The organism is Bradyrhizobium tunisiense (assembly GCF_042263385.1).
GTDB classification, from domain to species: Bacteria; Pseudomonadota; Alphaproteobacteria; order Rhizobiales; family Xanthobacteraceae; genus Bradyrhizobium; species Bradyrhizobium tunisiense.
The window spans coordinates 158,150-180,234 of the sequence record NZ_JBHLEV010000007.1; the positions used below are offsets into that span (position 1 = coordinate 158,150).

Sequence of the window (22,085 nt, forward strand, 5' to 3'; positions counted from 1 at the left end):
CGACTAGACCTTCGGTGCAAAGATACTCCGAGGCACCACATACCAGAGCAGGAACATAAGGGCCGTTCCGTGCGTGAGGAGCGCGACCGTAAGCGGCACGTTGAGCAGAACGTGGGGCAACGTTCCGGCGGAGATCAGTACGAGGCGGGGCGGCAGCCCCGCCGACGTCCGATTGCCAACCGCGAGCACCAGGCCGGATGCGAGCGCGGTCAGAGGCGCAAGATACGGTCCGACGGAGGCAATGCCCTCAGTCGCAAACAGCGATGCATTGACTTGCCCGAAACCGTAGGTGTTCTGCATCACCACCGCCAGCGGTTCGTCGTAGGGACAATGCACCAGCGGCTTGAGGACGGAGATCTGGCAGAACCAGGTCAGCGGGTGGTTCGCGAAGAAGTGGTTGTAGAGGTCGAGCGCGCCTGATGCCGTCGCCATCATCCGGATGTTGACGATGTCGAAATATCTGCCCGGAATGCTCCTCAGGCTCGCCTCTGTCAGCCAGATCACGAGTAGTCCTATCAGCATCGGGACGAAAATCGAGGCAATGACCGATGCTCTCGCTTCCAGAAGCCGTGACAGCACGACCAGCGTGATCAGCCAGGCCGGCGTGAAGAACGCGAATTTCGTCAGCGTGACGGGATAGAACAACAGAAGCAGGACCAGGACCAGGATGGCGCGGACGCGATGGCCGAGCAGCCAGTAGCAGGCGAAGGCGAACGGCAGCAGCGTGCTGGAAACCCATCCTATGAGATATCGCAGCGCTCCCGGAAATTCGAGGGTGTCGCGATAGTCGTAAATGCGCGCGACCGAGACCATCCGGAAATTGTAGGTCGAAGCGACCGCGAGGGTAGCGATGGAGACCGCCAGAATGAGCGTCAGCAAATGCTCGAAGCGGGCGTTGGACAGGGGCACGAATTGCCGCACCGGCGCCCCGATGAACAAAACGGGGATCAGGAAGAGCAGCAGCGCCAATGCCGCCGAAATTCCTGCAAGCAATCGCGGGTAGTTGTAGTCGGAGAAGACGTCGATCCACAGGAAGCCCAGGATCATCGTGTAAAAATAGAATCCGACGAAATAGCCGAAGCTGAAGCGGGCGGAGGCGAATAGCAGCGAGACGACGGAAAAGCCGGCCGCAACGAGAACCGCGATCCAGAGGCGTTTCGGATCGAAGTCGATGGAAAGCTGGAAGGTCGCGACCTCGATCAGCGACAGGCAGGTAACGGCGCTGTGCAGCAGGACCAGTTTCGTCAGCGCTGCTTTCGAGTCCAGGCGGGCGCGCAGATCGCTGATGATGCCGGGCGGTGCGCTCATGGCCTTAGCTCGCTGCGAACGACGGGAGTTGCGAGCAGATCAGGCTATGTCGAGCGAATGCTTGAAGTAGGCGATCGTCTCCTTCAGCCCGTCCTCGAGCGCGACCTTCGGCTGCCAGTTCAGCACCGCTTTCGCCTTGGCGAGGTCGGGCTGGCGCTGGCGCGGGTCGTCCTGCGGCAGCGGCTTGAACTCCAGCTTGGAGCGCGAGCCGGTGAGCTTGATGACCTTCTCGGCGAGCTCGCGGATGGTGAACTCGGAATTGTTGCCGAGGTTGATCGGGCCTGTGATGTCTTCCGCAGTCACCATCAACCGCATGATGGCTTCGACGAGGTCGTCGACATAACAGAACGAGCGGGTCTGCCCACCGTCGCCGAACACGGTGATCGGCTCGCCCTTGAGCGCCTGGACGATGAAGGACGACACCACGCGCCCGTCATTTGGCTGCATGCGCGGGCCGTAGGTGTTGAAGATGCGCGCGACCTTGATCGGCAGGTCGTGCTGACGCCAATAGTCGAAGAACAGCGTCTCGGCGCAACGCTTGCCCTCGTCATAGCAGGAGCGGATGCCGATCGGGTTGACGTTGCCCCAGTAATCCTCGGTCTGCGGATGGATCAGCGGATCGCCGTAGACCTCGCTGGTCGAGGCCTGGAAGATGCGCGCCTTGAGCCGCTTGGCGAGCCCCAGCATGTTGATCGCGCCGTGCACCGAGGTCTTGGTGGTCTGCACGGGGTCACGCTGATAATGGATCGGCGAGGCGGGGCAGGCCAGGTTGAAGATCGCGTCGACCTCGATGTAGAGCGGGAAGGTGACGTCGTGCCGGACCGCTTCGAACAGCGGATTTGCGATCAGGTGGGCAATGTTGCGCCGGCTGCCGGTGAAATAATTGTCCGCGGACACCACCTCGGCCCCGGCATCGAGCAGTCGCTCGCAGAGGTGCGATCCGATGAACCCGGCGCCCCCGGTCACGAGGATGCGGCTGTTCCTGTAGTTTTCAAACGGCATGGTCGGTTCCAGCTGGGTCGCGGGACGGTCTTGCCCCGGTGCGGCGGGCAGAGTGGTATCGGCTACGGGCGAAAACGCCAATAGCTTTGCAAGAGGGTAATTTAATACCCCTTGACATCGAAAGTTGCTTGAGAGCCGATGATTTTCCAGGTCTCGCCACTTCGTATAGAAGCCGTCGGGAATACGCTGGGAGCGGGCCTCCCGTTCGGAGCAAACGAATGAAAGTCGTAATTCTTGCAGGGGGCCTCGGCACGCGAATCGCGGAGGAGACCAGCACGCGACCAAAGCCGATGGTGGAGATCGGCGGGCGGCCCATCTTGTGGCACATCATGAAGATCTACAGCCATTACGGCTTCCATGATTTCGTGATCTGCCTCGGCTACAAGGGCTTCATGATCAAGGAGTATTTCGCGAATTATTTCCTGCACATGTCCGACGTGACCTTTCACATCGCCGAGAACCGGATGGAAGTGCATCGCGAAACCGCCGAGCCGTGGCGGGTCACGCTGGTCGACACCGGCGAGGACACCCAGACCGGCGGCCGGTTGAAGCGGGTGCTGCCCTACGTCGCGGACGAGCCCTTCTTCGCATTGACCTATGGCGACGGTGTCGCCGACATCGACCTTGCCGCCGAGATCGCTTTCCACAAGGCGCATGGGCGCCGCGCCACCGTTTCAGTGGTGCGGCCGGCCAAGCGCTTCGGCGCGATCGCGATCGAGGGTGACCGGGTCGTCAATTTCGAGGAAAAGCCCAATGACGATGGCGGCTGGATCAATGGCGGTTTCTTTCTATTGTCGCCATCGGTCGGCGAGCTGATCGCAGACGACAACACGATCTGGGAGCGCGAGCCGATGGAGCAACTGGTGCGCGGTGACGATCTGCGCGCCTATGTGCATCCCGGCTTCTGGCACCCGATGGACTCGCTGCGCGATCGCAACTTCCTCGAGGGCGAATGGGCCAGCAACCGCGCCAAATGGAGGATCTGGTGACGGATCCGGCATTCTGGCGCGGCAAGAAGGTCTTCCTCACCGGCCACACCGGCTTCAAGGGGGCGTGGGCCTCGCTGCTGCTGCGCCGTTTCGGGGCTGACGTCTACGGCTATGCGCTGCCGCCGACACACCAATCCGCGCTGTTCATCACGGCGCGCATCGCCGACGACATCAGGCACCGCGTGGCCGACATCCGCGATCTCCCGACCTTGCGCGACGCAATGGCGGAGGCCGAGCCCGATATCGTCATCCATATGGCGGCGCAAGCGCTGGTTCGCCCCTCCTATGAAGAGCCTGTCGAGACGTTCGCGACCAACGTGATGGGCACGGTGCATGTGCTGGAGGCGGCGCGGCATCTGCGCTCGGTGCAGGTGATCCTGAACGTCACCAGCGACAAGTGCTACGAGAACAACGGTACAGGCGCCGCCTTCGGCGAGGGCGACCGGCTCGGCGGTGACGATCCCTACAGCAACAGCAAGGCCTGTGCCGAGCTCGTGACTCATTCCTACCGCCACAGCTTCTTCAACACGAGCGGCGCGGCGCGCGTCGCGACCGCGCGTGCCGGCAACGTGTTCGGCGGCGGTGACTGGGCGCGCGACCGCCTGGTGCCCGATGCGATGCGGGCCTTCCTGGCAGGCGAGGCGCTCCGCATCCGCAATCCCAATTCGGTGCGGCCCTGGCAGCACGCACTCGATCCGGTGCTCGGCTATCTCTCGCTGGTCGAGCGATTGGCGGGCGATGAACGTTTCGTCGGGGGCTGGAATTTTGGACCGGATACCGCAAGCGAGGTGTCGGTCGGGACGGTGGTCGATCGCCTGATCGCGCTGTGGGGCGACGGCGCGCGGTGGACGGCCGATTCCGGCCCGCATCCGTACGAAGCTGCCTATCTCAGGCTTGATTGCGCGAAGGCGCGGAACGAACTCGGCTGGACGCCCCGGCTCGATCTGGCACAGGGGCTTCGCTTGACTGTCGATTGGTACAAGGCGCTACGCGAAGGCCGGGACCTGCGCAGCTTCTCGCTCGATCAGCTCGATCAGGTCGCTGGCGCCCTGCAGGCTTGATTAGCCCGGCAGATGGAGGATCTCAGCGATGCGGTCCTCTGCCGACACCGCGTGCTTCAGGTGCTCGTCCGACAAGACTGCCAGATAGGATTTGAGCAGGACGACGAGCACGAGGATGGCGCGCTCGACGTCGGGCGAAAGGCCGGTTCGGCCGAAAGCGGCCGTCTGCAGGCAAGGCCGGTTCTCCATGAAAGTCAGCCAATAGAGATAGTCGTAGCCGGCGATCCCGCGGAATGCGTCTTCCCAGTCGATGACGCGCGGTGCGGTTCCCTGGAGCATGATGTTCTTCGGTCCGAAATCGCCATGACAGAGCGCCTCGGGCAAATTCGCGTGACGATCCCCGAGCAGCGCGATCAGTCTGTGGACTTCGGCCGCGGTGGCCTGCTCCAGCAGACGGCGGCTCGCAAGGGTCTTCAGAGCCACTGCGGCAGCAGCCAGATAGAGTTCGAACGAGGCAAGCCCATTCGGCCGCCAGCCCTTGAGCCGCTCACTGCATGCCTCTGCCATTGCAGCGGCATCAGCGGGCTCTATCGGGCCGGCCAGCGGCGTGAGCGCGGGCATCGTGAGGCAGAGCCGCGCCGTTCCATCCGCGAGCGGGATCTCGAAACGGTCGAGCACGATCATGTCGCCGTAGAGCTGCTCGAGGATGTCGGCTTCCTTGGCGAGGTTGGCACGCGCGCCCGGCAGATGCGTCTTCAAGAAACGCTTTTCGCCGGAGATGTCTACATCGTAGCAGGCACCGAGCGTGCCGCCAGGGGCCGCCATGACGGCGGCGTTGCGGTCGAAGGATTGCAGATGCTGTCGCAGCGCGGGCAGGAGCTGCGCGCGATCGGCAGCAATGTCGGGGCGGTCGCAGGTTTCGAAGAACGCGATCTTACTCAGCACGATAGAGCTGGCTCAGATAGTCGATCCGGTCGTAGCCGAAATGACGGGCGAGGGCTGCGGTGCCCTGCGCGATCTGCCTGCGCTCCTCGTTCGAAAGTTCCTGGATCACGGCCTGGTTGTAGTCCCTTGTGCTCTTGAGCACGGTTCCCCAGGGTGCGATGGAGTCCTTGATCTCGACCCCGTTCCAGCTCGGATAGAGCATGCTGTCCGCGAAGGGCACGCCGATGAATCCGGCCGCCTCGGTCATGAACTTGCGCTTGTCGTCCACGAGGTCCTCGTAACGGAAGATGCGCACGTTCTCCGGGTACATCCTGGCAAACATCTCGACCGTCGAGTGATAGATGTTCCAGGTGATCAGGTATTTGGACAGCGGCTGCGGGAACGGGCGGCGCTTGGTGTCTCGGTAGGCCGAGAATGGATTGCGCACGATGTGCAGGATGCGGATGTTGGGAAAGTCGCGCACCATGCGATCGGCATCGATCCCAATGGCGGGGGAGTAGCCGACATGAACCATGTCCGGCCGCGGCTTGGTGTAGTAGTTCTCCCAAGCCGCGAAGGTCGCGCGGAAGAAGGCTTCGACCACCTGACGGCGGAAGATCGGCGGCTGGCCGACGATCCGGGCGAACTCGGCGATCCGCTTCTTCTCGTCCATGACGCAATCCGCATCGCGGAACTTGGAGCCATTGCGCTTGCGCAGGAAGGTCTTCAGCTCCTCGTCGATCATCTGCTCGTAGAGCTCGATCGCCGTCAGCCCCTCCGGGAATTCGGGATAGCGGTACTGGACGCGCTCGACCGAAGCCAGGAAGTCGTTGAAGTTCCGATTGCCGAGCTGCGATTCGAAGGGATAGACGAGCAGGTCGGGATGGCCGTCGAAGTGACGATGGGTGACGTTTCCGCCGTGCTCGAAGCCCGCGGAAATCATGGCCAGCCTGAAGTCGTTCATGCGTCTACCCCTGCGTCGTCGAACCTCGATCCGGCCCTCCGTTTAGCCGCATGGGCCGGATAATCAAGTTCGGATCGCCGTTCAGCCGTGCCGGGAGGGGGACCGGGCAGGGGGGAGTTGCGGAAGCGCGACATTGACGGGCCCGGGTAGCTGATCTACCCGGGGTTTATGCGTGTTTTTGCCACCGGTGCGAGCGGTTTCCTGGGCTCCTATCTCGTCGCGGACCTCTTGGCGCGCGGGCACGAGGTGGCCGTGCTGTTGCGGCCGGCAAGTTCCTATTGGCGCCTCGGGGAGCTTCGTAACCGGCTGCACGTGATCCCGGGCAGTCTGGAGCATCCGGACGCGCTGCGTGCAGCACTCGGGGCGTTCGCGCCCGAGGCGGTCGTGCACATGGCTTGGCGCGGCGTCGCAGGCAGCGATCGCAACAGTCCGGTTCAGGCCGTCAATGTGGCCGATACGGTGGACCTCGTCGAACTCGCCGCCCAGGCCGGCGCCAGGATCTTCGTCGGAGCCGGTTCGCAGGCGGAATACGGACCCTATGATCGCGCGATCCGGGAGGACGACGTGCCGCGGCCGACGACGCTGTACGGCATGGCCAAGCTCGCGGCTGGATCGATGTCGATGCGCCTGTGCGAGGAGCGCGGGCTGCGGGGGGCGTGGCTCCGGATCTTCTCGACATACGGTCCGAAGGATGCCGACCACTGGCTAATCCCGAGCATGATTCGGAACTTGCGCTCCGGGCATCCCATGGCGCTGACGGCTTGTGAGCAGCGCTGGGGATTTTTGCACGCGCGCGACGCTGCCAGCGCTTTCCGCCTGGCGATCACGCATGATGCGGCGAGCGGCATCTTCAATGTCGGCAGTGCGGACGCACCGCCGCTGCGCGAGACCGTGACGCGGCTGCGCGATCTGATTGACCCGGGTGCTGCTCTCGGCTTCGGCGAGTTGGCGTATCGGCCCGATCAGGTTATGGTCCTGGCTGCGGACGTTTCGCGCATGCTCGCCTTGGGCTGGAAGCCCGAAGTGCCGTTGGATGAGGGGTTACGCGAGACGGTAGACTGGCATGACGCGACCAAATCTTCCTGAGCCGAAAGAATTCGCACGACGCATTCGTGCGCATGCGTTGCGTATGGTGCATGCCGCCAAGGCTTCGCATATCGGCGGCTGCCTCTCGATGGCGGACATCCTGGCGGTGCTCTACACGCGGATCCTGCGCGTCGATCCGGCCGATCCGCAAGCAGCAAGCCGCGATCGCTTCGTTCTCAGCAAGGGCCACGCCACGGCGATCATGTACGCCGCCCTCGCCGAAAGCGGGTTCTTTTCCCCGGCAGAGCTCGACACCTATTGCCGCGACGGATCGATCTTCACCGGACACGTCAGCCATGCCGTGCCCGGCGTCGAGGTTTCCACGGGCTCCCTCGGCCATGGTCTGCCGATTGCAATCGGCATGGCGCTCGCCGCGCGAACGGCGGGTGCTGGCAGCCGCGTGTTCTGCCTGCTCAGCGACGGCGAATGCGACGAGGGCTCGAACTGGGAGGGCATCCTGTTCGCGCCCCATCACAAGCTCGATAATCTCTGCGTCATCGTCGACTTCAACAAGATCCAGAGTTTTGGTTCGGTCGCCGAGGTGTTGAACCTCGATCCGTTTGCCGAGAAATGGAAGGCGTTCGGCTGGCAGGTCGAGGAGATCGACGGCCACGATCTCACTGCGCTCGAGCATGTGCTGGGAGGTGTGCCGACGGCGTCGGGCCGGCCGACGGTCGTGATCGCGCACACCGTGAAGGGCAAGGGCGTGAGCTTCATGGAGAACAAGCTCGAATGGCACTACCGCTCGCCTTCTGATGAGCTGCTCGCGCAGGCGTTGGCCGAGGTTGGCGCATGAGAACGACGTTCATCGAGAGCCTGTCACAGGCCGCGAGCGAGAACCCCGACATCTGGCTGCTCTGCGGCGATCTCGGCTACTCCGTGCTGGAGCCGTTTGCGGCGAAGTTTCCCGATCGCTATCTCAATGTCGGCGTTGCCGAACAGAACATGGCCGGCATCGCCGCCGGCATAGCGCTGTCGGGCAAGACGGTCTTCATCTATTCGATCGGAAATTTCCCGACGTTGCGCTGCCTCGAGCAACTCCGCAACGACGTCTGCTACCATGGTGCCGACGTCAAGGTCGTGGCGGTGGGCGCCGGCTATGCCTATGGCAGCCAGGGCTATACCCACCACGCGCTGGAGGATGCGGGGATCATGTCGATGCTGCCGGGCATCGAGGTGTTCGTACCCTGCGATCCCTCTGAGGTGCGGGCTGCGACGCGTCTGATCGCAACGAGCGGCAAGCCATCCTACCTGCGGCTCAGCCGTCAGGGAGAGCCGAATCTCGGCGCCGCCGTGACCGACCTGCGCAAGCCCAGGGTTTTGCGTGACGGACGGGATGTCGTCATCCTTGCGTCGGGGCCGATTGCATCGCGCGCGCTGGATGCCGCCGGAGAACTCGCCAGGCGGGGGTGCGGCGTCGGTGTCGTCAGCGTCTCCTGTCTGAAGCCGCTCGACGAGCTCGCGATCCGCGACGTCGTGCGCGATGCCTCCCTCATCGTGACGCTGGAAGAGCATATTCTGCGCGGCGGCCTGTTCAGCCTGGTGGCGGGCGCGTTTGCCGGCGACGCAGTCCGGCCGCCGATCACGGGCATGGGCATTCCCGAGCAGGGCGGCAAGACCTCGCAGGCGGGGTCGCGAGAGGCGCTGCTTGATGCCGCCGGCCTTTCAGCCGAGGCGATCGTCGCGCGGATCGAGCAGTCGCTGGCGAAGCTCTGACGCCGCCTGCGCATCATGCGCCAGACGGCGGCGAGGGATCGAAATTGACGCGCTCGCGCTCGAACACAACGGGCTTCTCGCGCACCTGTCCGTAGATCGCGAGGACGTACTCGCCGATCATGCCCATGAAAAACAGCTGCACGCCGCCGAAGAAGAACATGGCGACGATCAGCGTGATGATGCCGGGCTCGGCGAGCTGCCGGTACAGAATCAGGCCGACCACGAAATTGACGATGGCGTAACCGACGCTCAGCGCCGAGATCAGAAAACCCGCGAGCAGCCCGAAGCGGACCGGTGCCGTGGTGAAGGACACCAGTCCGTTGAGGCCCTGGTCGATCAGCGCGCCGGCGCGGTTCTTGGACAATCCCTTCTTGCGCTGGCGCCAGGTGTAGGGGACGCCGACGGCGCGGCCGCCGCATTCGAACGTCATCATCCGCATGAACGGATATGTGTCGCGAACGTGCCGCATGGCCTCGACCACGCGCCGGTCGACGAGCTGGAAGTCGCCGACGCCGGGCGGAACGTTGACCTCGGAGAAGCGGGTCAGCAGGCGGTAATAGGCGTTGCGGATGCCGCGCATCAGCCGCCCTTCCTCGCGCACCGCGCGGATGCCGTAGACGATCTCGTATCCGGCTTCCCACAGCTTGACGAATTCGGGAAGCAATTCGGGTGGATCCTGCAGGTCGGCCGGCATGAACAGAAGGACAGCGTCGCCGCGCGAGGCCATCACGCCGTTGAAAGTGTTGCGCAGCGGGCCGAAGTTACGCGCGTTGACGATGATCTTCACCGCGGGGTCCTGTGCAGCGATCTCGCGCAGGATCTCGACCGTGCGATCGTCGGAAGCGTTATCACAGAAGATGTGCTCGCGCCGATAGCCCTGGAGCTCGGCGTCGAAGATCTTCCGGATCGCATCATAGCAATCCCTGACGTTGAGCTCTTCATTATAGCAGGGCGTGATGACGCTGATTGTTTTCACGTTCGCATCTCTCGAGAAGGGCAAATGTTCATCGCGGCGTGTCGGCGGCGTAGACGGCGGACTTGTTGTAATATCTGGCGATGCAGTCGTTCGGCAACCGGTCAGCGTTGCCAGTCACATCGGCGGTCATCAGCAGGGACGGCGTCCATCTGTGACGGGGAACCGCGACAACGGGCTCGCGGTTCGTCGTCAGGAGGGCATGCCGTTCGGCGCTCTCCCGCCAGTACGGGTACAGGCCCTGCCACTGCGCGCGCAGCTGAAATGCCGTGGAGCTCAGGCAGAGCGAAGCGATCGTGAGCAGTGCCAAGCCCGCAGGCATCCCGATGGGGCCGAGCAGGCCGCGAAACGCGCCCGCCGCAACCCGTTCGCGCAATTGCGGGCGGCAGGCACCGACGATCAGCTTGACTCCCAGCGTCGATCCGAACAGCAGCAGGATCAATGCTTGGTTCTGCGCCCGTTCAATGAGCCGCATGCCCGTCGCATAGCGATGAGCGAAATATTCGAAGTAGCAGCACGCCAGGCAGATCGCGATTGTGCCGAGAGCCAACAGCTTTCTCACTTGGGGCCCCTGGGGCGTCGGGTCAGGCTCGATCAATGCGATGAGGCCGACGGCGGCGAACCAGGCGACGATGGCGGGCTCTCGAAGGAAACGACCGAGACCGACGAGCGAGTCGATGAGCGCTTGAAACACCGACCATGTCACATGCCCGCCGTTCGGGAGTTGTTCCATGCGCGCGCTGTTGCCGCTGGCCGAGACAACGATGATCCACCCGATCGCGATGGCGATCGCGATCAGCAAGTGATGCACGATCTGGCGCTGCTGGCCGAAGAGATGGCGCGCAGCCAGTGACGCCGAGACAATCAGCAGCAGCCACGGCCCGGTGAATTCGTTGCATAGCGCAGCCGCGAAACCGCCTAGAGCCATCGCAAGGCTGAGCGTCCAGGAGAAGCCGGCCTCCCCGTCAAGGGTCCGAATGCACTCTCCGAGGATTAGGATGGTGATCAAGGCGGGCGGGACATAGCAGGTCACGGCCGAGAGCCAATAGAGCAGATCGCGCACACTCGGGGCAGCGCTGACCACGGCGCTCGCGAATGCAAGTATGAGGAAAACCAATTGCAGAGCGGTGGTGCGAGGCCATGCACGGACTATGGCGAGCGCCGTGCCGGCCAGGAACAGCCCTGCGCTCGCGGCCATCGTCAGTGAATAGGCCGACAACAGGCTGACACCCGCCGCTGCGGAGATCGCCGGCGGAACCTGGGTCAGCCAAAGAGCCAGAACTCGGCCCGATTGCGAGTGATAGAAGAGCGATACGGTATCGATGAAACCATGACGCGCGTACAAATCCGCGAAGCAGAAGTCGTCATGTTCGGGCGCGCTAAGTGACGTGAGCGCGAACAGAACCAGCAGAAAAATTGCAGGAAACAGGCTGCACAGCGTCCAGCCAATCCAGGCCCGGCCATCGGCGTGGGGACGCGCTGCGATTGGAATAACACCTTGATTGTCCACGCAAAGCCCCCTGCGATCTGGGCCAGACTAGAGACAACCGACCCGGGTCGCAATGTTCATTTCCGGCCGCTGCAGCGTGCGGCTTGCGCGGTGAGCTGCGCCGTCACTAGAACTCCCGTCGCTTCAGCCAGGCCCGCGCTCCCCAATGGGCAAAACACCAGGCTGATTTGACGAGGGAGAGGTGCTCGACATTGCGGTAGATCTGCCAGACCCATTTGGCCGAGCGCATCGGGCGGCTGGATACTGAGGAGCCCCTGACGCGGTAGCGTGCAAGATCCTCATTGAGGCCGTATGCGGTGTGGCCGCGCTCGAGGATCGATAGCCACAGGCAGAAATCGTCGTAGCCCTCGTTCTTCATCACGATGGGGCCGGCGATCTCGCGATCCACCATCGCCGTCAGCGTCGCGATCGCCGTGTTCTTCAGGAGCTGGTCATAAGTCAGCGAGGCCGGCACTTCGATCAGCCGTCCGGTGACGGTGTTAGCCTCGTTGATACGGCGGAAGGCGGTGTAGCTGAGGGCGGCCTGCTTCTCCTGCGCGAAGGCAAGCTGCCGCTCCAGCTTCTCGGGCAGCCAAAGATCATCGCTGTCGAGGAAGGCGAGATAGCGGCCCTGAGCGGCGTCGATCGACGCCTGGCGCGCCAGCGCCGGGCCGCCATTTCTGGCTTGCCGGATCAGCTTGACGCGTGGATCGCGCTCGCCGATGTCCGCGATGATAGCCGGCGTCTTGTCAGTCGAGCAGTCGTCGGCGATCAAGAGCTCCCAATCGGCGAATGTCTGGTTCTGCACCGAGCGGATCGTCTCCTCGATCAGGCCTTCGACATTCCAGGACGGTGTAATGATCGAGACGAGCGGCATGATGGGTCCGTTCAGCTCACGCGGGCCGGCTCGGCGATTGCCGCGCGCAAGGAGGCCGCAAACGTGTCGAGCAGCTTGGGATCGCCGATATAAAGCTCGCCCGGATAAGACCGGCGCCAGGCAGATTCGAAATAAGCCGCGCCTTTGGCCGGATCGAACGGACCGGCGGAGAGCGCCTCGCGCAGTCGCGCGGGCACTTCGGCCAGACGATCGACCGCGTATACCAGCGGGCAGGAGCGGTAGAACGCATCACCCATCACCACGACGGGCTTGCCGAGCAGCAGCGCTTCCGCACCAGACTTGCTGTTGACGGAGATGACCGCATCGGCGCGATTGAGAACGGTGTAATTATTCGTCTGCGGCGGCAGCAGTACGAAATTGTCGAAACGGCGGGCCAGTTCGAACAGGCGATCGGCCGAGATCGCACCGATCTGGGCAGGGTGCTCCTTCACGACCAGGACATGCGAATCCGGGATCGTGCGCAGCAGAAAGTCAACGGTCGCGACCTGGTCGAGATAGTCCGGCGAGCGCAGCGTCAGCGCCATGTCGGCGGGAACGTGGAACGGGTAGTAGACGAAGGGCGTTTCCGGAATCGGTTTGTAGAGCTTGCGCAGCCGTGTCGCGTTGAGCGCCATCGCAGCGTGGACACGGGCATGACGCAGATTGTGCCCGAACTCCTGGTGCTTGCCGAGCGCGAACTGGTCCCACAGCTTCTCGGTGAGGCGGCGGGCGTTGCGAAAATTGAGGACCTTCTTGAAGGCCGCCGAATAATGGTGCTGATCCTTTCTGGGGATGACAATCGCGCGCTGCGTCAGCGTTTCGTCGAGATAGGCGCGCACCTCGGGCGACACAGCGTCCGCCGGCGTCGGCATTACGTCGGGTGCGCCGAGAGTGTCGGGCGTAAAGTACATGCGTCCGCGAAAGAACGAAGGCTCGATGAACCAGTTGCGGATGCCGCGGCGCTTTGCGGCGTAGAAGCTCGCTATCACGGAAAGAAAGCCGCCGAGTTCCTGCACCAGTTCGGGGCGCTTGCCTTGTCGCTCAAGCCGGTCGAGCACCGCCTCCATCGCGTTGGTATAGATCATGAAGCGCCGGCGCAGCGCGGCAGTATCGCGGATTCCGAAAGTGAACCGCTCGTGGCTAAACAGGAAATTGGTTCCGTCGAGTCCGTAAGATACGACGCGCGCGTCGAGCGCCTTGCGATCCTCGGGCGAGGGGCCGGCCTTGAGGCCTTCACGATACATGTTCGTGACCGGAACGCCTTCGGTAGCCGACATCTCCGCGCTGCGATCATCGAAGGCGAGCAGCTCGACATCGTGGCCTGCCGCGCGCAAGCGTTGCGCGACCGGAATCCAGAACCGGGTCTGGTATTCGGCAAGGGTGGTGATGAGAATGGTCTTTGCAGATGTTGCCATGGTTCTATCGGACGTGTTCGATCGCAATGCTCGCGAGCGGCAAGCCCGTCGTCGCGCATTGCGCGCGTCTTGCCGTAAATTGAGACGGGCTCGCCTGGTCATAGGCGGCGATGCGCTGAAGCAGGGTCTGGACGAATGACGGCGCGATCCGTTTGTCGCGCCGAGCCGGGTTGAACTGGCTGCGTAGCCGCTCCGTGACGGCCGAGCCGAGCGCTGCGCTGGCGGCGCCTTTGACGATCTGGCCTAGGCTCGGCTTTGCCCGCGTGCCTTTCACGGTCGCAAGCAGCGAGAGGTAGGGGTGGCCCGAATGCGTTGCGCGGGCTAGGACGTCGGCGACGCGTTCGGCAGCTCTTCCGTCGTTGAGATGGAAGAAGGCTTCGATATCGGCGGCGTGAACGCGAGCGAAATCGAAGGTCTCGGTCTCACGCTCGATGTGATCGACTGCGCCGAGCAGCTCTTCGAACGAGTCAACCTGCCGGCTCACGCGCGCGGGCAGCGCGGCATGGCCGGCGGTGATCGATGTGTTCAAATATTCGAGTTGGAGCGGCAATTTCCCCAGCAAGACCGATTCGACCGCCGTCCCGCAGTTGAGATGAATGACGGCGGCTGCATTGCGGATGCGGTCGAGCACGCTGCCGGTGCCGTCAATCAGGACGTTCGGGTGGCGCGAGAGGGCGTTGCGATAGACCTCCTCGCTCTCGAAGGGGTGCGGGCGCACCAGAATGTTGCGGTCGGGCCGCGCTGCGGCGAGCCGCTCGATCTCGGCGAGATAGTTGGTGAAGACCTGCTTCAGGTCCGCGATGAAGCGGTCGACATAGGCGCCATCCCAACCGGCTCGCACCATCGCTTCGCGTTCTCCGCCCGGCTTGCCGGTAAAGCGCGAATTGACCAGCGGGAAATTGGCGTTGACGAGCAAATAGCCGCGTGGCTCGCCGTCGAGCAGCGCCCGCCAGCGAGGGGCTGCGAAATCGAATCGGGGACATCCGGTGAGGTGAAGCTGCTCCGGCTTCATCGTTCCGGCTGCGAGGAAGGCGTCGTGCAGCCGGCTTCCCCAGAAGAAATAGCCCGACAGGATATCGGCGTAGCCGCTGCCCTTGATATGAGCGGCCATCGCCGGAGGCGAGTTGCCGCCCTTTTCCGCGAGCACGCCGCCTTCGGTATCGAGCACGTACAGCGCCAGCCCGGCTCCGGCAAAGCTCTGCATCAGGCCGAGATTGACGGGACGCGCATAGTTGACGACCAGCGCGTCCAGCCCAAGTCGCGGGACATCGACGGCCTGCTCGTACATCGGCACCAGCACGACGGAGACGCCGCGCCGCGCGAGTTGATAACCGAGCATGACTGCCCCCGGCAGGTCACGCTTGGGGTGATCGACCACCAGGCCTATGCGCAAGATGTGGGCTCCCGGCAGGTCCGTGTCAGAGCCGCATCACGGTGCGCTCAAGCTCCGTCAGGGCACCCGCCGCGCGGAAGCGCGCCGGCGGTTCGGGATAGATGCGCGGCTGCTGGATATAGGTTGCCGTGTAGAGGAGGCGGCTGTGATCCGACTGGATCCGGCTTCCCATGTGCAGGCAGCGGGCCGTGTTGACGATGAAGCACGACAGGCGGGGCGCGACCATCTCCTTGACCACGCCGGGACCGGTCTTGGCGAATACCTGCGCATCGCTCATGTGGCTCTTGAGCGTGTTGCGGAACGCCTTCGATGGTCCGGCTGGAATGAAGGTGAACGGACCGTCGGCGGTGTTCCGCACATCGGTCAGGTAGATGAAGAGCTTGCAGACACGCTTGTCGTCGTGGTCGAGATGCCATAGCTGGGAGAAGCTCAGCGCCTGGTTCGGAGTCGGCTGCGACAGCGTCAGCACCACGTCCGACAATTGCGGCAGGTCGTGCATGAAATCGCCGATGATGCGCAGCGCGGCTGGCTGCAGGGCGTTGCGCACGAACGGATGGTCGGTCGCAAAGGCGCCGTTGACGAGATCCTCGTCCAGCAGGCTGACCCAGAACGATTTGTGCCGTTCCTTCTGCTGGCCGACGAGCTCATTGAGGCGGCTCACCTTGCCGTCGGCGAACGTCGCGACGGCTTCCGCGAGGCTGCGATCGATGAGCGCGGACACGTCGACGTAACCGTCCTCGGCGAGTTTGCGGCTCGCCTCGGCCCATTCGGGCTTGGCTGGAAGCTGCTTGAGAAGCGCGACGCGCTTTGCGCGCGCAGGCAATTGCAGGGCGGTCAGAGCCGCCTTCAGCCCCCATCCGAGATCGGTGCGGTTGACGTGCCATAGGAGGCGGCGGAACTGGCTGATCTTCGCCTTTTTCGGGGCAGGCCGATCAGCCGTCGTGTCGACGGTTGTCATGTGGGCTCCCAGCAATACAAAAAACCATCATTGTGAATCGTCGGTGCGAACGGCATGCGTTCGCGAGCCAAGATGCGGACGCGGCCCTGTCGCTCGTAATCGTCGAGCGTCGAGAACAGCTGGGTCTGGTAGTCGACCGAGCGGATGTAGAGAAAGCTGACGAGATCTCGCGGACTCGAAAAATTCAGCAGCTCCGTCGTCGGCTCGATGTTGATGACGCGTTTCGGCCTCGCAGCGATGATGTTGTCCACCACCTTGCGCACGTCGTAAGGAATTTGCTCGATGCAGAAATAGGTGAAAACGACCTGGTCCCTGATCGCCGCGTAGTTTGGGTCGTTGCCGTCGGTCAGGTCGATCCTGTCGAGCGTTATCCGGTCCGACAGGCCATAATGCGCTGCGATCTCGCGGCCCGCAGCGATGCCGTTCGGCGCGATGTCGAACCCGCGCAGCCTCCAGTCGGGATGATTGAGATGCAGCGACAGCAGATTGATGCCGCAGCCCGCACCGAGTTCGACGATCTCCGTGGCGCCACCCGTGTGTCGCGCGAGTAGCTCGCCGAGGGCCCTGGCGCGATAGCGATAATAGTCGTCGGCTGCGACCCTGCAGATCTGATTGTCGACCTTGCGAAGACCCCGCGCGGGATTCTTCGGGATCAGGAATTCGCCGATGCTTGCGGCCTTCGTCCAGGCCTTTTCCGACAGCGTTCGCTGCCAGTGCGATAGATTGTACTCGGAATCTACGACGTCGGCCGTGCGTTTGACGCGGCGCATCGCGAGGCGTCCGATGCTCCTCGCTGCATCCAGCGCATAAGTCGCCGCCTTGTCCGACAACGACGCCGGAGCGAAACCTGTGATGACGGCTTTCGTGTCTGTCGCGTGGATGTTCATTCAATTGCTTTTGGATGTCAGTCCCATCAGTTGTCCGACGGCTGGAAATACAGTCCGGTGCCGCTTTTCAAGCACGAGGAAGTACTGGAGTGTCCAGGTAACCAGACAGAAAACCATGGAACCGAGCGCGAGCTTTAGCACGCTGTCGAACCGAATGTAACCTGCAATTGTTGCTAGAAAAATGCTTGCCAGCATAAGGATTGCGAACTGGGTTCCGATACCCTTCGCGAAGCGATTGCGGTCGAGATCGAGTGCACCGCGCAACTCTCTCAGCTGCAAGGGCAGGATAACGATACTGCCGACGACTTGGCCGAGTATCAAAGCGCGTTCCGCGAACAGGTGCAATGTCGCGGCGGAGACCACCGCCCAGACCAGAAGCTGAACGGCGACCAGCCTGTTGAGCCTGGATTGCACGTCCGGCCGCGTCAGAAAGATCAGGCTGCCGATCGCCACGTATTGGGCACAGATCGGAACCAGGAAGCTCAAACCCATCCAGAACGCGTATGGCGCAAGAAGGGGACCGATCCAGATGTTCATGATCTCGGGCGAGAGGATCGCGGTCGCGGCAAGCGGCGGCACCACGAACATCGGCATCATGACGAGGCCGAGGTCACCGAGACGCTGGAACGCCGTCGCGCTGCCGCGCTCGTCGAGGCGGCTGGCAACGGGAAGCAAGGCGGATGTCAGGAGGCTGACGACGACTTTGGAAACCCGTGACAATCGCACCAGCGCGTCGTAGGTGCCGACGGCCTTGGGGCCGAACAGCAATCCGATCAGGAACGGCTGAAGCGGTCCGGAAACGCCGCCCATCAGTTTGCCCTGCAGGAGCAGCACGCAGCGGTGCAGAATATCCTGCCGGATGTCCGACGTCCACGGCAGCAATCGCACGTGCTTGTGCCGCAGGGCGACCAACGCAGCAATTCCAATGACGACGGCGCGGGCCAGAAGCGTGGCAAGATAGATGTAGGCGACCACTTCAAAGCCTGCCGCGGCCCACGCGGCTGCGAATGTCAGACCGACATACCCCGCCGTTGACGTGACTTCCGCAATGCGGAGCAGGTTGTAGCGCTCGAAGCCCTTGACGATACCTTCCCACACCAGCGCCGGAACGAAGATCAGATTCGCGAGGGCGGTGCAGTGCATGATCCGGGTGAACGTCTCCAGATGCGCGGCGTCAACCTTCATCACGATGACGAACAGCGGTGTCGCGAACCATATGGCTGCGCTGAGGATCACGGTGAGAGCGATGGAGACCACCCCCAGGAAAGCGATCTGACGGCTGGCCTGCGTCCAATTTCGATGCTCTCTCGCACGCGCGACGACCTGCGTGGCGACCTCGGACAGGCCGAGGTCCAGCACCGCCATCATCCCGCTGGGAAGCAATAGCCGCGAGATGACAATGAGGCCGAACTCGGTCACCCCCCAGGTCCCGATGATCAGCGGAATGACCGCAAGGCCCAGCAAGGCGGCTACGCCGAAGGCAAGCGCCGAAATCACCGTGTTCTGGATCAGGCGCTTGATCATTGAGGTCGTGCTACCAGGCGCTCAGGCCGCCGTCGACGGCGATGTTCTGGCCAGTCACGTAGGACGCGGCGTCCGATACCAGGAACAGCATTGTGCCGACCATCTCGTCCGCGCGAGCCATGCGGCCGATGGGGATACGGGCTCCATAGCGCGCCTTGAAGGTCTCATTCTGCCCACTCTCGACCCCGCCGGGGGTGAGGGTATTGACGCGGACGCCCTTCGCCGCCCAATAGGTCGCCAGGTGCTTGGTCAGGCCGATCACGCCGGCCTTGGATGCCGTGTAGACGGCGGGCGTGTTGATGGCCCGGCCGAGATATTCGGAGCCTTCGTAGATGCGCTGGTCGGGCGCCAGCAGGCCGTAGATCGAGGCTGTCTGCACGATAGCGCCGTAGCCGCGCTCGGCCATTCGGCCGCCGAACACCTGCGCAACGTTGAACATGCCGTCGAGATTGACTGCCATGATCTCCCGCCAGGTGTCCTGCGAGAACTTCTCCACCGGGGCAAAAAAGGCGTCGACGTCGCGGGTCTTGCTGGCGGCGTTGTTGAGCAGGATCGAGACCGGTCCGAGGTCGGCCTCGATCGCATCGGCTGTGTTGCGGACCGCTTCAGGATTGGTGATGTCGCAACCGTAGCCTCTGGCGCGGACGGCATGGCGGGAGGCGACGTCGGCTGCTGCAGCCTCGGTTGCGGCCTGATCCAGATCGACAATCGCAACGTTGGCGCCGAACTCGGCAAGGCCCTCGGCAAAGCGGCGCCCGAGGATGCCACAGCCTCCGGTGACGACGGCGGTTCGGCCGGTCAGATCGAACAAAGCCTTGAAGCTCGTGGTCATCGCTTGAGGCTCCTCAGGCCGGCAGTCGTTGGCGCAGCAGCAATTCAACCAGGGCAAAATCGAGATCGGAATCGATGTCGATCGAGCGTTCTTCCGGCATTTCGAACAGGCGCGTGTCCGGATAGAACACCGCAGGCTGCTCCAGGAATGACGCGACGCGCCAGACATAGATCGATGCGTTCATGTCGAAGCAGCGCGGCGCATCCTGCCGGCGCGTGATCGGAGGGTCGGCCGGTTTGGAGAGACCGACGCTGCCGTCGGCGCGCTGCTCGACCAGGTTGAAATAGGGCGAGCGTCGCGCCGGCGCCCCGGTGATGACGTTGCGCGCGCCGCTTGCGCGCAGCAGTGCCACGGCACCAGTAATGTCTGAGGCCAGGCGGAGCGGCGAGGTGACGTCGAGATCGACGAAGATCTCCGGCGTCTTGCCCGTTTGCGCGATGGCCTGCTCGAGACAGTGGCGGATCGCCGGCAGCTTCGGTGCAGTATCGGTCGCCATCTCGTCCGGACGTCGGATTGCGATGTCGGCGCCAGCCTTAAGTGCCGCATCGAGCAGTGCATCCGAATCGCTGCTGAAGGCGATCGCGTCGAACAGGCCGGTCTCGCGCGCCTGCGCGATGCTCCATGCGAGCACGGGCTTGCCCAGCAGGTCGCGCGCATTCTTGCCGACGACTCCTTTCGAGCCGCCCCGCGCGCAGATCGTGCAGAGAAGACTCATGGCGAAATCCAGGTCTTGGTGCGTAGAGCACGCTCGCTGGCGTCGATCAGGTGGACGACGCCGAGCGCCTCGGGCAGCGAACAAGCCGGGCTGGCACCACGCATCGCCGCGGCGTGCATGTCGCGATAGCTTTGGTCGCGCTCGCTGGGGATCTCCATGGCCTTGCCGTTGACGGCAAGACGGCTGCCAACGAGATCTGCCTCGATGGTGTCGTCGTCGACATTGACGCGAATGCGGCGGATGCCCTGTCGGTCGAGATAGTCCATGTGGACGTGGACCGACGGCGCCCGCTGCATATCGAGCAGCAGGTCGAGGTGGTCATCGACGTCGATGTCGCGCGCGCCCGACGCGCCGCCGAGCCCGGCGACGCGATGCCACGGGCCGAACAGCCACAGGAGATAATCCAGCTCATGGCTGAGATCGCGCAGCACGCCGCCGCCGGCGTCGGCCGTGGCGGATGCGGTCGCGCGGTGATCGCGGCCAGGCCGCCAGTCCCTGATGTCCTGGCCGACATAGGCGGCGACCGTGATCACGTCGCGCCCGCGCAGTCTTTCGGCCAGAGACGTCATCACGGGGTGAAAGCGCAGATTGTATCCGACGCTGACATGGGAAAACGGATATCTCGGGGGCGGTGCCGGTGTTGCGAACAGCGGCTTTTCGACAAGAACGCTGCCGTGGAAGCCTGCCTGCGCGAGCTCTTGCAGATCGTCAGCGTGGCGCGCGGTCTCGGTGGCAATCACTACATAGTCCGGATGCGCCGTCGCGACGGCCTGCGTGATCGATCCGTAATCGCCGCCTTCGCGGCGACTGACGGTCGCGACCTCCAGGCCAAGCTCGCGCAGGATGCGCGCATGCCTTGTGCCGATCGAGCCGAGGCCAACCACGACGGCTTTTGTCGAGGTCACGGGAAGACCTCGTGAAACTCCGCATGAGCCTGCTCGAAATCCTCCAGGCGGCCGATGTCGAGCCAGTATTCGCGAATGGGATAGACCGCAACCCGCCCTTTGCCGGCGATCACGCGTTCCAGCACGGTCGGCATGTCGATACTGGCGCCGGGCGTGACGTGGCGAAAGACGGACTGGCCGATCACGTAGATGCCGGCACTGACGAACCAGCTCTCGGTCGGCTTCTCGCGGATGGCGTCGAGAAAACCGTCTGACGTGGACACGACGCCATAGGGTACGTGCACCTTGTGCTCGCGCACGGCCATCGTCGCTTCAGCCGGCGTCGCGTTGTGGAAATCGAGGAGAGCCCCGTAGTTGATCGTGGTGAGAATGTCGCCGTTGGTGACGATCATGGGCAGAGCCGGCGGCGCCCTGAAGAGTCCGAGGGCGCCTGCAGTCCCCAGGCGTTCCGTTTCGTGGACGTACTGGATATTGGCGCCGAAGGCGGCACCATCGGCAAAGTAGTCCTTGATCGTCTGGGCCTTGTAGTTGACCGAGATGAAGATGTTGCCAAAACCCTGCTGCACGACGTTGCGGACGATCGTCTCGAGCAGCGGTCGGCCGCCGACATTGAGCATCGGCTTCGGCACGTCGCGCGTCAGCGCGCCCAGGCGCTCGCCAAGGCCGCCCGCCATGATCAGGACAGGGTTCGGATAGTGAGCCGGTTCGAGCAGTTCATCGAGCGTCTCGACCACGACCAGATGGCCGCCCTCGTCGAGCAGCGGGAGCTGCTTGATCGACTTCTGCCGCATCAGCTGCAGGCGATCCTCGCGCGGCAGCGTCGCAGAAGCCGACACCGGGCCGCGGTTCATGATGTCAGTTGCAAGTCCGGTGAGCGGTACACCCCGCAGCAGGCCACGCCTCACGTCACCATCGGTGACCACGCCGAGCAGGCGATTCTGGTCGTCGAGCACGAGCGCAATCTGAATGCTTCCGCTCTCGATGGCAGCAATGGCCTCGCCCACGGTCGCCTGCGTTCCAACGACGGCCTTACGCCAGGATTTCATGGCAATCTGCCTCGTATACGCCAGATATCGGGGGCGGCCCACGGCTGAGCTTGCTATATCGCGGGTGCGAGAGGCGGCGTC

The 22,085-nt window shown here is 63.5% G+C and carries 21 protein-coding genes; 5 read left to right on the top strand and 16 right to left on the bottom strand.

All coding sequences use genetic code 11. From position 1 onward, the window contains the following. Positions 1–3 precede the first annotated feature (3 nt). Both ACFDR6_RS27160 and ACFDR6_RS27165 read right to left on the bottom strand, forming a co-directional pair. Complete coding sequence (locus ACFDR6_RS27160) at positions 4–1,308, bottom strand: hypothetical protein (protein ID WP_375860138.1); 1,305 nt, start codon at positions 1,306–1,308, stop codon at positions 4–6. A 39-nt stretch (positions 1,309–1,347) separates the two neighbouring features. Next, positions 1,348–2,310, bottom strand: coding sequence for a UDP-glucuronic acid decarboxylase family protein (locus ACFDR6_RS27165; protein WP_375860139.1), 963 nt, complete (start codon positions 2,308–2,310; stop codon positions 1,348–1,350). Between the two features lie 218 nt (positions 2,311–2,528). Here ACFDR6_RS27165 and rfbF point away from each other — a divergent pair, with 218 nt between their 5' ends. After that, a complete protein-coding gene (gene rfbF / locus ACFDR6_RS27170; RefSeq protein WP_375860140.1) occupies positions 2,529–3,299 on the top strand; it encodes a glucose-1-phosphate cytidylyltransferase in 771 nt (256 codons plus the stop codon). Further along, positions 3,296–4,360: a CDP-glucose 4,6-dehydratase gene (rfbG, locus tag ACFDR6_RS27175; RefSeq protein ID WP_375860141.1), complete on the top strand. Its 1,065-nt coding sequence runs from the start codon at positions 3,296–3,298 to the stop codon at positions 4,358–4,360. The genes rfbF and rfbG overlap by 4 nt, the downstream gene beginning before the upstream one ends. Here rfbG and ACFDR6_RS27180 read toward each other — a convergent pair whose 3' ends face one another. Then, entirely contained in the window at positions 4,361–5,245 is an 885-nt protein-coding gene (locus ACFDR6_RS27180; protein ID WP_375860143.1) for a phosphotransferase, read from the bottom strand. It abuts the gene before it with no gap. Continuing rightward, positions 5,235–6,188 (bottom strand): sulfotransferase family protein, encoded by a 954-nt coding sequence (locus ACFDR6_RS27185; RefSeq protein ID WP_375860144.1) that lies wholly within the window; start codon positions 6,186–6,188, stop codon positions 5,235–5,237. Before ACFDR6_RS27185 ends, ACFDR6_RS27180 begins: the two co-directional genes overlap by 11 nt. Before the next feature lie 168 nt (positions 6,189–6,356). Here ACFDR6_RS27185 and ACFDR6_RS27190 point away from each other — a divergent pair, with 168 nt between their 5' ends. From ACFDR6_RS27190 to ACFDR6_RS27200, 3 genes are read left to right on the top strand one after another with little or no spacing between them, the layout of a single operon-like run. Next, positions 6,357–7,274 (top strand): NAD-dependent epimerase/dehydratase family protein, encoded by a 918-nt coding sequence (locus ACFDR6_RS27190; protein ID WP_375860146.1) that lies wholly within the window; start codon positions 6,357–6,359, stop codon positions 7,272–7,274. Beyond that, positions 7,252–8,070, top strand: a complete 819-nt coding sequence (locus tag ACFDR6_RS27195) for a transketolase (RefSeq protein ID WP_317243250.1) — start codon at positions 7,252–7,254, stop codon at positions 8,068–8,070. Before ACFDR6_RS27190 ends, ACFDR6_RS27195 begins: the two co-directional genes overlap by 23 nt. Next, the gene (locus ACFDR6_RS27200) at positions 8,067–8,990 is read left to right on the top strand and encodes a transketolase family protein (protein WP_375860147.1); all 924 of its coding nucleotides are present in this window, start codon (positions 8,067–8,069) and stop codon (positions 8,988–8,990) included. The genes ACFDR6_RS27195 and ACFDR6_RS27200 overlap by 4 nt, the downstream gene beginning before the upstream one ends. A 13-nt stretch (positions 8,991–9,003) precedes the next feature. On the opposite strand, the gene ACFDR6_RS27205 is transcribed toward ACFDR6_RS27200, so the two are convergent. The 12 genes from ACFDR6_RS27205 to ACFDR6_RS27260 all read right to left on the bottom strand — a co-directional run bounded on the left by ACFDR6_RS27205 (position 9,004) and on the right by ACFDR6_RS27260 (position 22,004). Continuing rightward, the gene (locus tag ACFDR6_RS27205) at positions 9,004–9,966 is read right to left on the bottom strand and encodes a glycosyltransferase family 2 protein (protein ID WP_212091184.1); all 963 of its coding nucleotides are present in this window, start codon (positions 9,964–9,966) and stop codon (positions 9,004–9,006) included. A 28-nt stretch (positions 9,967–9,994) separates the two neighbouring features. Beyond that, complete coding sequence (locus ACFDR6_RS27210; RefSeq protein ID WP_375860148.1) at positions 9,995–11,473, bottom strand: DUF6056 family protein; 1,479 nt, start codon at positions 11,471–11,473, stop codon at positions 9,995–9,997. A 106-nt stretch (positions 11,474–11,579) separates the two neighbouring features. Continuing rightward, entirely contained in the window at positions 11,580–12,329 is a 750-nt protein-coding gene (locus ACFDR6_RS27215) for a glycosyltransferase family 2 protein (protein WP_212091190.1), read from the bottom strand. Positions 12,330–12,340: 11 nt separating this feature from the next. Then, on the bottom strand, positions 12,341–13,744 hold the full coding sequence (locus tag ACFDR6_RS27220) for a capsular polysaccharide export protein, LipB/KpsS family (protein WP_375860150.1): 1,404 nt from the start codon (positions 13,742–13,744) through the stop codon (positions 12,341–12,343). Positions 13,745–13,748: 4 nt separating this feature from the next. After that, positions 13,749–15,137, bottom strand: coding sequence for a surface carbohydrate biosynthesis protein (locus tag ACFDR6_RS27225; protein WP_212091196.1), 1,389 nt, complete (start codon positions 15,135–15,137; stop codon positions 13,749–13,751). Between the two features lie 25 nt (positions 15,138–15,162). Next, on the bottom strand, positions 15,163–16,095 hold the full coding sequence (locus ACFDR6_RS27230; protein WP_317243257.1) for a hypothetical protein: 933 nt from the start codon (positions 16,093–16,095) through the stop codon (positions 15,163–15,165). Continuing rightward, entirely contained in the window at positions 16,092–16,982 is an 891-nt protein-coding gene (locus ACFDR6_RS27235) for a class I SAM-dependent methyltransferase (RefSeq protein WP_375860152.1), read from the bottom strand. The genes ACFDR6_RS27230 and ACFDR6_RS27235 overlap by 4 nt, the downstream gene beginning before the upstream one ends. Then, on the bottom strand, positions 16,983–18,506 hold the full coding sequence (locus ACFDR6_RS27240; protein ID WP_375860153.1) for a lipopolysaccharide biosynthesis protein: 1,524 nt from the start codon (positions 18,504–18,506) through the stop codon (positions 16,983–16,985). A 10-nt stretch (positions 18,507–18,516) separates the two neighbouring features. Continuing rightward, a complete protein-coding gene (locus tag ACFDR6_RS27245; protein ID WP_212091207.1) occupies positions 18,517–19,338 on the bottom strand; it encodes an SDR family oxidoreductase in 822 nt (273 codons plus the stop codon). Between the two features lie 13 nt (positions 19,339–19,351). Further along, on the bottom strand, positions 19,352–20,053 hold the full coding sequence (locus tag ACFDR6_RS27250; RefSeq protein ID WP_375860155.1) for an acylneuraminate cytidylyltransferase family protein: 702 nt from the start codon (positions 20,051–20,053) through the stop codon (positions 19,352–19,354). Then, entirely contained in the window at positions 20,050–20,958 is a 909-nt protein-coding gene (locus ACFDR6_RS27255) for a Gfo/Idh/MocA family protein (RefSeq protein WP_375860156.1), read from the bottom strand. Before ACFDR6_RS27255 ends, ACFDR6_RS27250 begins: the two co-directional genes overlap by 4 nt. Then, positions 20,955–22,004, bottom strand: a complete 1,050-nt coding sequence (locus ACFDR6_RS27260; protein WP_375860158.1) for a nucleotidyltransferase family protein — start codon at positions 22,002–22,004, stop codon at positions 20,955–20,957. The genes ACFDR6_RS27255 and ACFDR6_RS27260 overlap by 4 nt, the downstream gene beginning before the upstream one ends. Between the last annotated feature and the right edge of the window lie 81 nt (positions 22,005–22,085).